Origin of the sequence: Rhodococcus sp. 27YEA6, assembly GCF_044908235.1 — a bacterium.
In the GTDB taxonomy this organism is placed as follows: Bacteria; Actinomycetota; Actinomycetes; order Mycobacteriales; family Mycobacteriaceae; genus Rhodococcus_F; species Rhodococcus_F qingshengii.
In genome coordinates, this window is the sequence record NZ_JBIYCY010000001.1 from 578530 (window position 1) to 591098 (window position 12569).

General features: G+C 60.2%; 13 protein-coding genes. 5 read left to right on the forward strand and 8 right to left on the reverse strand.

Annotated elements, in window-relative coordinates:
- Window positions 1-94: 94 nt before the first annotated feature.
- Complete coding sequence (locus tag ABH939_RS02905) at window positions 95-1270, forward strand: MFS transporter (protein ID WP_003939751.1); 1176 nt, start codon at window positions 95-97, stop codon at window positions 1268-1270.
- Here the strand turns inward: ABH939_RS02905 and ABH939_RS02910 are convergent.
- The 3 genes from ABH939_RS02910 to ABH939_RS02920 form a co-directional block, all read right to left on the reverse strand.
- Complete coding sequence (locus ABH939_RS02910; RefSeq protein WP_083056816.1) at window positions 1237-1965, reverse strand: aspartate/glutamate racemase family protein; 729 nt, start codon at window positions 1963-1965, stop codon at window positions 1237-1239. The genes ABH939_RS02905 and ABH939_RS02910 overlap by 34 nt on opposite strands.
- 5 nt (window positions 1966-1970) lie before the next feature.
- Complete coding sequence (locus tag ABH939_RS02915; RefSeq protein ID WP_058226165.1) at window positions 1971-3545, reverse strand: NCS1 family nucleobase:cation symporter-1; 1575 nt, start codon at window positions 3543-3545, stop codon at window positions 1971-1973.
- 108 nt (window positions 3546-3653) lie between these two features.
- Window positions 3654-4379, reverse strand: a complete 726-nt coding sequence (locus tag ABH939_RS02920; RefSeq protein ID WP_042451513.1) for a GntR family transcriptional regulator — start codon at window positions 4377-4379, stop codon at window positions 3654-3656.
- 196 nt (window positions 4380-4575) lie between these two features.
- Here ABH939_RS02920 and ABH939_RS02925 point away from each other — a divergent pair, with 196 nt between their 5' ends.
- Window positions 4576-6933, forward strand: a complete 2358-nt coding sequence (locus ABH939_RS02925; protein WP_058226164.1) for a LuxR C-terminal-related transcriptional regulator — start codon at window positions 4576-4578, stop codon at window positions 6931-6933.
- On the opposite strand, the gene ABH939_RS02930 is transcribed toward ABH939_RS02925, so the two are convergent.
- A complete protein-coding gene (locus ABH939_RS02930; RefSeq protein ID WP_054780999.1) occupies window positions 6908-7144 on the reverse strand; it encodes a hypothetical protein in 237 nt (78 codons plus the stop codon). The two genes, ABH939_RS02925 and ABH939_RS02930, sit on opposite strands and share 26 nt — an antisense overlap.
- 190 nt (window positions 7145-7334) lie before the next feature.
- On the reverse strand, window positions 7335-7982 hold the full coding sequence (locus ABH939_RS02935; protein WP_404649300.1) for a C40 family peptidase: 648 nt from the start codon (window positions 7980-7982) through the stop codon (window positions 7335-7337).
- A gap of 281 nt (window positions 7983-8263) precedes the next feature.
- Here ABH939_RS02935 and ABH939_RS02940 point away from each other — a divergent pair, with 281 nt between their 5' ends.
- The 3 genes from ABH939_RS02940 to ABH939_RS02950 all read left to right on the forward strand — a co-directional run bounded on the left by ABH939_RS02940 (window position 8264) and on the right by ABH939_RS02950 (window position 10561).
- On the forward strand, window positions 8264-8569 hold the full coding sequence (locus ABH939_RS02940) for a DUF6412 domain-containing protein (protein ID WP_029256089.1): 306 nt from the start codon (window positions 8264-8266) through the stop codon (window positions 8567-8569).
- Window positions 8570-8681: 112 nt separating this feature from the next.
- Entirely contained in the window at window positions 8682-9635 is a 954-nt protein-coding gene (gene yidC / locus ABH939_RS02945; protein ID WP_003939695.1) for a membrane protein insertase YidC, read from the forward strand.
- A 50-nt stretch (window positions 9636-9685) separates the two neighbouring features.
- Complete coding sequence (locus ABH939_RS02950) at window positions 9686-10561, forward strand: oxidoreductase (RefSeq protein ID WP_042922232.1); 876 nt, start codon at window positions 9686-9688, stop codon at window positions 10559-10561.
- Between the two features lie 78 nt (window positions 10562-10639).
- Here the strand turns inward: ABH939_RS02950 and ABH939_RS02955 are convergent, their stop codons facing one another.
- The 3 genes from ABH939_RS02955 to ABH939_RS02965 are packed head-to-tail and all read right to left on the reverse strand — an operon-like array spanning window position 10640 to window position 12530.
- Window positions 10640-11647 (reverse strand): NADP-dependent oxidoreductase, encoded by a 1008-nt coding sequence (locus ABH939_RS02955; protein ID WP_019745038.1) that lies wholly within the window; start codon window positions 11645-11647, stop codon window positions 10640-10642.
- Window positions 11644-12072: an organic hydroperoxide resistance protein gene (locus tag ABH939_RS02960; RefSeq protein WP_003939720.1), complete on the reverse strand. Its 429-nt coding sequence runs from the start codon at window positions 12070-12072 to the stop codon at window positions 11644-11646. Before ABH939_RS02960 ends, ABH939_RS02955 begins: the two co-directional genes overlap by 4 nt.
- Complete coding sequence (locus tag ABH939_RS02965; protein ID WP_042451335.1) at window positions 12069-12530, reverse strand: MarR family winged helix-turn-helix transcriptional regulator; 462 nt, start codon at window positions 12528-12530, stop codon at window positions 12069-12071. Before ABH939_RS02965 ends, ABH939_RS02960 begins: the two co-directional genes overlap by 4 nt.
- Between the last annotated feature and the right edge of the window lie 39 nt (window positions 12531-12569).

The following is a 12569-nucleotide window of genomic DNA, read 5'->3' on the forward strand; positions in this document are numbered from 1 at the left end:
CGAATTGCCCTCGTCGGCCGGTTTGTTCAACCAAATATATCTACATATCTAGATATGTAACTGTCTTGGGTGACGTAGTAGTGAGGAGTGTGTCGTGAAGTCGAAATTGTTGATACCGGTTCTGGCGTTGGGTGTATTCGGAATCATCACTACGGAGATGGGCATTATCGGGGTTCTGCCTCAGATCAGCGAAAAGTTCGGTATCACCGCGTCGACTGCCGGATGGTTGGTCGGTGTGTTTGCACTCGTCGTGGCGGTGACCGGTCCGTTCACAACGCTGATCACCTCGGGAATCAACAGGAGAACCGTTCTGTTGGTAGCGATTGCAGTCTTTGCGGTCTCCAATGTGGTGTATGCGACCACATCGAGTTTCGAGGTGATGTTTGCATTTCGGATCATCCCCGCCGTGGTTCATCCGGTCTTCTTCGCTGTCGCGCTTGCAAGTGCGGTTCGTCTGGTATCGCCGGAACAGGCGACCGCCGCGGTGACCAAGGTATTTGCAGGCGTCACAGTCGGATTCGCGTTCGGCGTGCCCTTGACGTCCTATTTGGCCGAGAACTTTTCGGTGTCGACAGCATTCGTGTTCGGCGCCGTGGTCAACGTTCTCGCGTTTCTCGGAATTGTCGTACTTCTGCCCTCGGCTCCTGTGACACAACGCCTGTCGTACGGTGCACAGGTCGGGATACTTCGCCGGCCGCGCGTGTGGTTGACCATTCTTTCCGTCACCTTCGTCTTCGCAGCCATGTTCTCGGTGTACGGATACTTTGCCGAATACCTCGGCGAAGTGACCGGCATGAGCGGATCGTGGATCAGCGCGATGCTATTGGCTTTCGGTGTCGTGATGATCTTCGGCAACTTCGTCTTCGGGGCTCTGCTCGCCAAGGGGGTGGTGCGCACGGTTGTGGCTTTTCCCTTGCTGTACATCGTCGTCTACGTGATGCTCTATCTGGCGGGCCCGTACTTCGGCGCGATGGTTGTAGCCGTGTTGGTTTGGGGTGTAGTGCATTCCGGTGGACTGGTGGTTTCGCAGAGCTGGATGGGGCGAGACGCAGTCGACGCGCCTGAATTCGGCAACAGCCTTTTCATCTCGTTCTCCAACCTGGGGATCACGCTCGGCACTGCGGTCGGTGGACTGTTTCTCGCGCATTTCGAAACTCGCCAATTAGTCTGGGCTGGAGTATTGTTCGCGATCCTGGCGCTGCTGGTGACAGGTGTTCGACTCTCGCTCAGGCACGCTCACAGCGAGAACGGTGTCAGTGTACCGGTGTAGTTCTTGGGAAGTGGGCGTGCGAATTCGCCGCGCGAACTGGTCGACAGCCCGAGGGTGACCAACGACTGAACCATCGTGACCCCAGCGGCAACGCCGTCGACTACCGGGACACCCAGTTCGTCGGACAAGTCCTGGCACAGGTCCGCCATGCCGGCGCAACCCAGCACGAGGACGTCCGAGTCGTCTTGCTCCAATGCGTCGAAACAGGCTTCCAAGATCACCTTTCGCGCGTCGGGATCACGATCGAGTTCCAGAACCGGAATCTCGCAGGAGTGGATACCCCGGCACCGAGCCTGCATGCCGTACCGGTCCACCAGATCGGTTGCGCGGCCGCGGGTTCGACCGAGAGTGGTCACGATGCTGAATCCGCGACCCAGGAAACTTGCGTAGTTCATTGCCGCTTCGGCAACAGCTACGACGGGGCCCTTGGCCAACTCTCGGGCTGCATCAAGACCTGGGTCACCGAAGCAAGCGATGACGTAGCCGTCGACTTCGTTCTTTTCTCCGGCGGCGATCTCGGTCAGGATTCCGGGGACGCTGAGAGCTTCGTCGTAGTGGCTTTCGATCGACGCGGGACCCATGGCAGGGCTGACAGCCTCGACGAATGTGCCCGAGCCTGCGACGGTCCGGGCACATTCCTCGATCTTGGCGGTCATCGCCCACGTGGTGTTGGGGTTGATCACCTTGATTCTCATGACGATCAGTCGACCGTCACAGTGTCGGGAGAGGAAGCATTCCGGACAGCTGAGGAAGAGCGCGCGGCGAGTAGGTAATAGACGGTGAATCCGAGCCCACAACCGATGAACCAGCTGTACTGCGCTGCGGTGTACATCCCGGTGAGGTCCTTGCCCAGGACCGGGACCATCGCGACGACGGCTCCCACCACGGTGGCGATCACTGCAGCAGGGTTGTATCCCTTGCTGTACCAGTAGGTTCCGGTCGGCGACATGCTGAACAGTTCGTCGACGATGACCTTCTGCTTGCGCACGAGGTAGTAGTCGGCAATCAGAATTCCGAACAGCGGACCGATGAAGGCTCCGAGGGTTTCGAGTGTGTAGTGAATGACGTCCGGATTGTTGTACAAGTTCCACGGCGTGATGAGGATCGAGCCGATCGCTGCGATCATTCCGCCGGCGCGCCAGCTGATCTTCTGCGGACTCACGTTGGAGAAGTCGAAGGCCGGGGAAATGAAGTTGGCCACGATGTTGATGCCGATCGTGGCGATGGTGAAGGTGAGTGCGCCGAGAACGATGGCGAAGGTGCTGTCGATTCGTGCAACGGTCGCAACGGGATCGGTGATCAGTTCGCCGTACACCGGCAGCGTCAACGATGCAGTGACGACGACCAACACCGAGAATACGAGGAAGTTCAACGGCAAACCGAGGAAGTTGCCCTTCTTGACGGCAGCGAACGACTTTCCGTAGCGGGAGAAGTCGCCGAAGTTGAGCATCGGTCCGGAGAAGTACGAGACAACCAGAGCGATCGCACCGAGCATGACCGGCACGGCGTCGAAACCCGAGTACTTGACGTCGCCGAGCGTGAGATCGATGGCGCTCCAGCCTGCCTTGTAGATCAGGTAGCCGCACAGCATGAACATCACGACATACACAGCCGGCCCGCAGAAGTCGATGAAGCGGCGGATCGATTCCATGCCTCGCCAGAAGACACAGGCCTGAAGTACCCACAGGAGCATGAAACTTCCCCAGCCCAGTGCGGAGAGTCCGGCGAACCCGTAGTCTTCGACGACGGCATAGGGCGCGAGTGACGGAAAGAGTTTGATCAGTACGACATCGAGGGCTGCTGAAGCGAGGAAGGTTTGAATTCCATACCAAGCCACGGCAATCAGGCCACGAATGATTGCCGGGATGTTCGCGCCGAGGACGCCGAACACGCTGCGGCAGATCACCGGATACGGCACGCCGGTAACTTGGCTGGGCTTGGCGACGAGATTGCAGAAGAAGTAGACGATCGTGATACCGACCAGCAGGGCGACGAGTACTTGCCAGCTGGCCAATCCCAGTGCGAAAAGACTACCGGCAGTGACATATCCGCCGACGCTGTGTACGTCGGACATCCAGAAGGCGAAGATGTTGTACGACGACCAGGTCTGCTTGCGAAGCGGCGCCAAGTCCTCGTTGGTCAAACGAGGGTCGTAGCCCGGCTTGATCAGGCCGCTTCCGACAGGGTGACCCGCGGCTTCGACAAGGTCACCCGATCCGGTTTCCTTTGGCGGAGTGGGGGTAGTGGTCGTTCGGGACGGAAGAATGTCGGTCATGACAGCTCCTGTGCATCAGTGCAGGAAATCAGCGGACGGTGCCACGAGCTCTCAGCGTCAGTGATGAAAACTGTGTTGAGAGAAAGGTATCGATGCTGTGTTGCACGACTATTGCGTGATCGGTATATCTTTTTCGGCCAATAGACCGGTGTCTGTCGGTAGAGTCGCGATCACGGTATCGAGTCGGCGATGATGGATTTCGGAAGCGCTCAGAAGTGCGGATGCGTCCCGACGCAGGAATGCGTCCAGCATCGCGGTGTGATCGGAGTGCAGAACCCGGCGATCGACGCCGGCAACATGGACCATCGGCTGTACTGGTTCGGTGATGTTCCAGGCAGCTTCGAACATGTGCAGAAGTCGAAGCATCTGAGACGGTCGGGTCAGTGCGAGATGAAAGTTTCGGCTCTCGCAGTGATAGGACTGAGAGTCGTCGTAGCGCAATGCGATCTCCAAACGGGAGTTCACCTCGACGGCGTGTTCGTGATCCTCTTCGGTTGCCTGCTCGACGGCGACGGCCAATGCAGCTGATTCGAGAGTTTCGCGGACGATGTACATCTCTCGCAGTTCTGCCGGCGTCAGCTGAGCAACGGTGTAGCCGAATTGATGTCGATGGTCGACCAAGGACTCTCCGACCAGTGTTTTCAGTGATTCCCGCACAGGTATTCGACTGACCCCGAACACATCAGCCACGTCGCCGAGAGGAATCGGGGTACCCGGAGGCGCCGAACCCGACAGAATCACTCGCCGCAGTTCGTCGAGGATCGTTTGTTGTGGACTTCCGGGAGCATCGATTACCAGTTGCGTCAGCAGTACCGATCTACGGCGCGGCGGCATGTCGGTCTCCCTTCGTCTGTCTGCCAGAGTAGGAATACGTTGTTTCGTCTGCGTGACGCCGGTGTGGCCGTCGTGCATCTCGCACTCGGGGGAGAACAAGTGGGCTCCGATCACATGCTCGCGTGAGTGCTGCTCGGGAGGCCGATCGTGGGGGTAGCGTTGTTGTGTAGTGGTATGGCAGAAAGCGAGTCGGTCGATGGCATCCGCTGTGCGCTCAGAAGCCGACCAGCGAGTTGTCGGCAACCTGCCCTTGGAGCTGACGAGTTTCGTCGGTCGTCGGCGTGAGTTGGCCGACGCCAGGAGATTGTTCGAGACGTCCCGTTTGTTGACACTCACCGGGATCGGTGGCGTGGGCAAGACACGGCTCGCGATCCGACTGGCGGGCGCGTTGCAACGGGTGTTTCGAGACGGTGCCTGGTTGGTGGAACTGGGGGAGCAGACAGATTCGGATCTCCTCGAAGATCATGTCGCCGTGACCCTTGGTGTCCGGTCGGTCTCGTCGGCGGACCCGCTGCAGGCATTGATCGACTACTGCGCCGATCGGAGTCTGCTGTTGGTGCTCGACAACTGTGAACATCTGGTCGATGCCGTCGCTGTGTTCGTAGGCGCGATCCTACGGCGATGTGCCGGCGTCAAGATCCTGGCGACGAGCCGCGAATCGCTGGGCCTGGGCGGTGAGGTGACGATGCGCGTTCCCTCACTCACCACACCGCAGCAACAGCCGCCCGAATTCGAGGGAATTGCCCAGTACGAATCGGTGTCGTTGTTCACCGAGCGTGCGGCTTCCGTCGTACCTGGTTTCACCCTCACCGAGGAGAACAAGCGCGCCGTTGCGCATATCTGTCATGACTTGGATGGACTCCCACTTCCGATCGAACTGGCGGCAGCTCGCCTGCGTGGTATGTCTGCTGAGCAGATCATGAACAGGCTCTCGGATCGATACCGACTTCTTACAACGGGTGGACGCGACGTTCCGAGTCGTCAACAGACGCTGCGATTGTCGATCGATTGGAGTTACGACCTCTGCTCGCCAACCGAACAGCAGTTGTGGGGGAGGTTGTCGGTGTTCTCGGGTGGGTTCGACCTCGACGCCGCTGAGGGCGTGTGTGGGCAGGACATGAATTCGACCGAAGTGCTCGATCTCGTCACCGCGTTGGTCGAGAAGTCCATCCTGATTCGTGAGGAAACCGACGGGGATGTTCGGTACCACCTCCTCGACCTACTCCGGGAGTACGGACATGAAAAGTTGGAGTCCGCCGGTGAGTATTCCGCTCTGCGTCGAAGCCATCGTGATTGGTTCGAGGCACTGGTCGTTCATGCGGAAGCCGAGTGGATCAGTGGCCGGCAAGCTGCCTGGATCGCAAGGCTCGGTCGTGAACAGCGCAACGTCAACGATGCGTTGGAGTACTCGATTTCCACTGCCGGAGAGGCGCGATCTGCAACGCGAATGGTCGGTGCGTTGTACAGATTCTGGCTTGCAGGTGGATTACTTGTGCAGGCGCGTTACTGGACGGATCGAGCCTTGAATGCAGAGGATCGAGAGCTGGATCCGTTCCGAGTGGATGTCTTGGCCATCGACGCCGTGAATCACGCGATGCAGGGGGAACTCGAACGGGCAGAAGAGTTGGTCGACGAGAGTTGGCGCCTGGCAAACGACTTGGCGGATGTGCGCTCGCGCGGCTTGGCGACGTGGGGAGACGGATACGTCGATACCTTCAGAGGTAACTTCGATACCGCTACAGCCAAGCTGGAATCCGCGTTGACGCTGTTTCGACTCGACAAGAATCTGCTGCATGTTGTGATCGGCCTGGACACCTTGGGAGTCGCGTACTTCCTGTCCGGCGCTCTTGATCGCTCTGTGGAGTGCAACGAAGAGATTCTCGCGATCACCGTGCCCGCCGACGAGATGATGTTCCAGGCATTTGCGCTGGGAACTCTCGGGCTCGTGAGCTGGCTCCGAGGTGAATTGGATGCCGCAAGTGACTATTTGACTCGAAGTCTGAGAATTCTCGATGCCCCGATGAACTCGGCGTGGTGTATCGAGCCGTTGGCGTGGATTGCTGCAGCGCAACGTGATTGGAAGCATGCAGCGGTTCTGCTCGGCGCGGCAGCCATGTATTGGCAGAAGGTCGGGGGGCGGCTGGCGGGCCTGCCGGGTTTGTCAGCTCATCACGACACTGCTGCAGAGACTGCTCGCAAAGCCATGGGTGACGATGCTTTCGACAAGTCGTTTCGCAGCGGGTTTGCGATGTCCGAAGGTGAAGCTGTCGCATATGCGCTCGACAAGCGCTCCAGTGTCACGACTGCGTCGTCGGCTGAAGGGCCTCACCTCACCCCGCGTGAGCAGCAAGTTGCGGAACTGGTTGCCCAAGGGTTGACCAATCGCGCGATTGCGGAGCACTTGGTAATCTCGCTGCGCACCGCTCAGGGACACGTGGAACACGTACTGACAAAACTGGGATTCAGTTCCAGAGCGCAGATCGCAGCGTGGTACGTCTCGACCGCGCAGGAGCGTGACTCGCGTGAGGTCAATGGTTCAGCAGGCCGGAGTTGACGTCCGATAGCAGTTCACCACGGTCGTCGCCGCACAAGCAGAACACCGGGTAGCGCTTACCTTCTTCACGCCCCTGAAAGAACACTCGAAGCGGTCCAGGCGCATCCGCGCGAGGGGATTCGGTGAGGAAAGTGTACAGCCAGGGCCCCTCGTCCAATTCCACGATGGCGAGAACGGTCGAGGGGTCGCCGTGAACCGTTCGCCAGGACACGACAGTGCCGTCTCCGCAACACCGCGTCACGTCCAACCGCGCCCCACGACACCTGGCGCAGACCGCGCTCGCGGGCGAGAGGATGACATCACATTCCGCGCAATGGGGGAGTGTCAATCGTTCGGCTCGCGACGAGCGATTCGAATATCGCCGCGATACACGCTGTTTCATCGAGCTTGCGGGATTCATGTCAGTAACGTCGGGCGAGGTAGTACGGCATCGAGTCCACGGGTGCGCGTTCGACCGACTCCCCGGGCGTCGGGGCGTGAACGACCTCACCGCCTCCGGCGTAGATCCCCACATGCTCCCCGCCGTAGTACAGGACCACGTCACCCGGCTGTAGATCGTCCCGGGAAACTGGAGTGCCGCCAACCGCCTGGTCGTAGCTGGTTCGCGGAATCGAAACGCCCGCTTGTGCATAGGCCCATTGAACGAGACCGGAGCAGTCGAACGAGTCCGGCCCGGTCGCGCCCCAGACGTACGGAGCGCCGATCTTGGACTCTGCGGCTGCCAATACGCGGCCTGTATCCGAGGAAGCGAAAGCTGACACCTTCGCCGGATTCGTGTCGACGGAAACTGCGGCGATGTTCCAGTCCCGAAGCACGGGGGCCTGAGCGTTCGCGGTGTCGATACTCACGGCAAGGGTTGTCAGGGAAAGAACGCCGACGACAAGCGCCCTTCCGAGTGCATGCTTCTTCGTGCGGGGGTCGGTGAATCGGTGGTGCGACATTTCGCGTGTTGCCTTTGCGTCGATGCGTCCCGAAGCAGGTGTCCAGATGGGTGTGATCGGGCTTCGGCTTGCGACACTCAGCCTGGTTGCGCCTCGACGTGTTCGCACCGGTCAGTTGGACGGGGTGCATACCTGTTTCGAGCGGCATTGTGGGTGCAAGGCCTGTTGATCGATCGCGAGAACTTCGACGGACTTTCGTGATCCGAATCAAGGAGGGCACGGCGGCCGGCGTCCCCCGGCTCCGGTCAGGCGATTCGCAGCGGGAGCGCCGAACGCTCAACAGTGGCACGGTCGGATGGACCACGATCCTGCGCACAAATGGCTGCGCGAACAAGTACGTGAGGCAAGCGTCTGGCTGGATTCGGCAGACGTTCTGTACTCTCGCAGTCATGCAACAGCGGAGCACAGGAACGGTGACACGGTCACTGTTGCTGCTTCTGCTGCCGTTCATCGCTCTTCTCGCAGTGCCTCCGCTTGGTTCCTCGGGTAGCGCCGCGGTGCTGGGAACTGCGATTGCCGTCTTCGTGGTCGCTGCGCTCGCAACTTCCTCGAAGTACGAACTTCTGCAACTATGCGCGGTTTCGGCCACTGGCCCGTCTGATGACGAACGCTGCCTGCGTGGTGCTTTCCGCAGGCAGAGCAGCCCGGACGCGCCCGGTCGTCCGCAACCTCGAGCTCCGGGAATCGGTCTGTAGATCGGCAGTCGACGGGTGTGAACTCGTCGTAGGTCGGTCAGACGTCTTGCGTCCACGACCATTCCCGCGCTCTCATCTCTCTGAGCGTGCCTTTCGGTGAGGTTCATTCGTCATGCTCGATTTTGTCTACTACCCCGTGTCCGGAATCCTCTGGTTCTGGCACAAGGTCTTCTCACTGGTCTCCGGATCACCCGACAACGGCGTCGTGTGGGCGTTGTCGGTCGTATTTCTCGTCTTCACGCTCAAAGCCCTGCTGTTCAAACCCTTCGTCAAGCAGGTCCGCACTCAACTGGTGATGCAGAAGCTGCAACCTCAGATCAAGGCGTTGCAGAAGAAGTATTCGGGTGACCGGCAGAAACTCACTGTAGAGATGGCCAAGCTGCAGAAAGAACATAATTACAGTCCGTTGCTCGGCTGTCTGCCGATGCTGGTTCAGGCACCGGTGTTCATTGGTCTCTATCACGTCCTGCGATCGTTCAATCGGACCGGAGCGGCATCGCACGTCCCGTTTCTGAGCCCGACCGAACCGATGTCGGTGGCGGACAACGCGAACACGGCCAACTACTTCTTCAGTGCCTCGGATGTGCAGTCTTTTCTCGACGCCAAACTGTTCGGCGCACCGTTGTCCGCCATGATTTCGAGCCCGGCAGCACAACTGGAAGCATTCGGCGACGTCAGCCGTATCTCCATCATTCTGGTAGCTGTACCGCTGATGATATTTGCCGCCGTCGCTACACATTTCACATCGCGGGCATCCATCGCGCGCCAAGTGGACACCGGAACCGTCAACCCTCAAACAGCGATCATGAACAAGCTCGCATTGTGGGTGTTTCCGGTGGGGGTGATCGCTTTCGGTGCGTTCGCGCCTGTGGCGATCCTGCTGTATTTCGTGAGTAACAACTGCTGGACGCTGGGACAACAGCATTTTGTGTACGGACGCATCGCTGCGGAGCAGAAGGAAGCCGAATCGTCGCCGACTCCCGGAATGACCGCGCCCCCGTCGCCCAGAGTGGCTGCACCGCCGCTGCCGGGCGCCAAGCCCATCCGCGCCAAGCGCAGGCGATGACGGAAAGCGACCCCTCCCTACCGGCGAGTAAGGCACGTACGCTGGAAAGCATGACCAAATGGACCGCAGAAGACGTAGTCGATCAGACCGGCCGCACATTTGTCGTCACGGGGGCGAACAGCGGACTGGGTGAGGTAGTCGCACGAGCGCTGGGCAAAGCCGGGGCCGACGTCGTCCTCGCCTGTCGTGACACCACGAAGGCCGACGCCGTAGCCGCCGAGATCGGGCCCAACGCGGTTGTCCGCAAATTGGACCTCTCGGATCTGTCGTCGGTACGAGCCTTCGCCGACGCAACGGAGAAGGTCGACGTCCTGGTGAACAACGCCGGCGTGATGGCGGTTCCGTTCCGCCGGACGGTCGACGGATTCGAAATGCAGATCGGCACAAACCATCTCGGACACTTCGCATTGACCGGATTGCTGAAGGACAAGCTCACCGATCGTGTCGTGACGATGTCCAGTGCCCTGCATCAGCTCGGAACTGTCGATCTGGACGATCTCAATTTCGAGCGTCGGAAGTACAACCGATGGTTGGCCTACGGGCAGTCCAAGCTTGCCAATCTGTTGTTCACGTACGAACTTCAACGCAGGTTCGCGGCGTCGGGATCTTCGCTCAAAGCGCTCGCTTCGCATCCGGGATACGCGTCGACGAACCTGCAGGGGCACACCGAGTCGATCCAGGACAAGCTGATGGGAATCGGCAATTCGATCTTCGCGCAGTCCGCGGAGATGGGCGCCCTTCCCGAACTGTGGGCGGCAACCGCGCCGGATGCCTTCGGCGGCAGTTACATCGGACCGGACGGTCCGTTCGAGCAGCGAGGGTATCCGAAGGTCGTGGGGTCGAACAAGAAGTCACACGATACGAAGACAGCCTCGGGTTTGTGGACACTGTCGGAGACGTTGACCGGAGTCTCGTTCGGGATTTGATTCAGATATGAAGGTGGCCGCGAACTTCGAGAAGTTCGCGGCCACTTTCATATCCGTTCGAGCAAGATGTTGTTCGGGTTACAGCGTGACAACCATCTTGCCGGTGTTCGCGCCGCGCATCAGGTCGATGAACGCTTGCGGTGCATTCTCCAGGCCTTCGACGATGGTCTCGTCCCACTGAATCTTGTTGTCGGCGAGCCACCCTGCCATGTGGGTGCGGAACTCGCCACCGAGGTGACGGTAGCCGCCCACGAGGAATCCGCGCAGTGTGAGCTGCTTGCCGATCACCAGTGCCAGGTTGTGGGGAGCTGTGGGCTTCTCGGTGGTGTTGTACTGAGCGATGGCTCCGCACAGGGCAATCCGGCCACCCTGGTTCATGGCATCGATGGCGGCTTCGAGATGCTCGCCACCGACGTTGTCGAAGTACACGTCGATGCCGTCAGGGGCGGCAGCGGCGAGTAGTTCGGTGATCGGGCCGTCGTGATAGTCGAATGCCGCATCGAATCCGAGTTCGAGAAGTCGGGCAACCTTCGCCGGTGAACCGGCGCTACCGATTACTCGCTTCGCTCCGAGCAACTTGGCGATCTGACCGACGAGCGATCCGACGGCACCTGCTGCGCCGGAGACGAATACGGTATCGCCTTCCTTGAACTCCGCAACCGCGGTGAGGCCGGCATACGCGGTGAGGCCAGTCATGCCAAGGGCACCCAGGTAGGCCGTCGCCGGCGCGATGGACGTGTCGGCCGGAGTCACTGCGGATCCGTCGAGGATGGCGTATTCACGCCATCCGAGGCCGTGGACGACAACGTCGCCCACGGCGCGATCAGCCGACTTGGATTCGACGACCTCGCCGACGGCACCACCGTCGAGCGGCGCACCGACCTGGAACGGCGGAAGGTAGGACTTCACGTCGTTCATTCGGCCGCGCATGTACGGGTCGACGGAGATGGCGATGTTGCGGACCAGGATCTGGCCGTCTTCGAGTTCGGGGAGTTCTACTTCGGCGGTGGCGAAGTTCTCCGACGTGGGCCAACCGTTCGGGCGTGAAGCGAGACGGATTTCCCGGCTGACAGTGGTAGTGCTCATTCGTCGTCCTTACTTACTTCGAGGGTGACCTCGATGTTGCCGCGAGTTGCATTGGAGTACGGGCACACCTGGTGTGCCTTCTCCGTCAGCTCGACGGCCTGATCATGGGGTAGATGGGGGAGTGAAACCTCCAGCGTCACAGCGAGTCCGAAGCCTCCTGCACCGTTGGGGCCGATGCCGACCCGCGCGCCGACTGCGGAATCAGCCACGTTGGCCTTCTCGGCACGGGCGACCATCTGCAGAGCGGAGTGGAAGCATGCTGCGTATCCGGCGGCAAAGAGCTGCTCGGGGTTGGTGCCTTCGCCGCTGCCACCCATTTCCTTGGGAATGGCGAGGCCGAGATCGAGGCGTCCGTCCGAGGTGCGAGCGTGACCGTTGCGGCCTTCGCCGGTGGCAAGTGCTTCTGCGGTGTAGACGATGTTCATGACTTCTTCTTTCCGTCGGAGTGGGCATTGGATGCTTGGAGCGACTCGCCGAGACGAGTGAGAACGTCTCGAAGTTCGGTGAGTTCGTCGGTGCTCAGACCAGTGGCACCTGCGAGTTTGGCTGGGATGTCCTCGGCCTTGCTGCGCAGGGTGGAACCCGCCTCGGTCAGGTGAATCTCGACGCGACGCTCGTCGGTGGTGAGGCGTCGGCGCTCGATGAATCCCAGACCCTCGAGCCTCTTGAGCAGCGGCGAGAGAGTTCCGGTATCGAGATCGAGTGCCTCACAGATCTCACGCACCCCGCGGCCGTCTCGTTCCCAGAGTGTCAACAAGACGAGGTACTGGGGATACGTGATTCCCAGGTCGTCGAGCATCGCCCGGTACGCGGCCGTCGTGGCCCGCGACGCCGAATAGAGGGCGAAGCAGACCTGGCGTTCGAGGGCGAGTGGGTTGGTCACGAGAACAACTGTAGCGCACAGTTAAGTTGTGCACAACAA

Coding starts and splice junctions, on each gene's coding strand:
- ABH939_RS02910 (WP_083056816.1), bottom strand. CDS start 1,965: ATGAGAATCAAGGTGATCAACCCCAACACCACGTGGGCGATGACCGCC.
- ABH939_RS02915 (WP_058226165.1), bottom strand. CDS start 3,545: ATGACCGACATTCTTCCGTCCCGAACGACCACTACCCCCACTCCGCCA.
- ABH939_RS02920 (WP_042451513.1), bottom strand. CDS start 4,379: ATGCCGCCGCGCCGTAGATCGGTACTGCTGACGCAACTGGTAATCGAT.
- ABH939_RS02925 (WP_058226164.1), top strand. CDS start 4,576: ATGGCATCCGCTGTGCGCTCAGAAGCCGACCAGCGAGTTGTCGGCAAC.
- ABH939_RS02940 (WP_029256089.1), top strand. CDS start 8,264: ATGCAACAGCGGAGCACAGGAACGGTGACACGGTCACTGTTGCTGCTT.
- yidC (WP_003939695.1), top strand. CDS start 8,682: ATGCTCGATTTTGTCTACTACCCCGTGTCCGGAATCCTCTGGTTCTGG.
- ABH939_RS02950 (WP_042922232.1), top strand. CDS start 9,686: ATGACCAAATGGACCGCAGAAGACGTAGTCGATCAGACCGGCCGCACA.
- ABH939_RS02955 (WP_019745038.1), bottom strand. CDS start 11,647: ATGAGCACTACCACTGTCAGCCGGGAAATCCGTCTCGCTTCACGCCCG.
- ABH939_RS02960 (WP_003939720.1), bottom strand. CDS start 12,072: ATGAACATCGTCTACACCGCAGAAGCACTTGCCACCGGCGAAGGCCGC.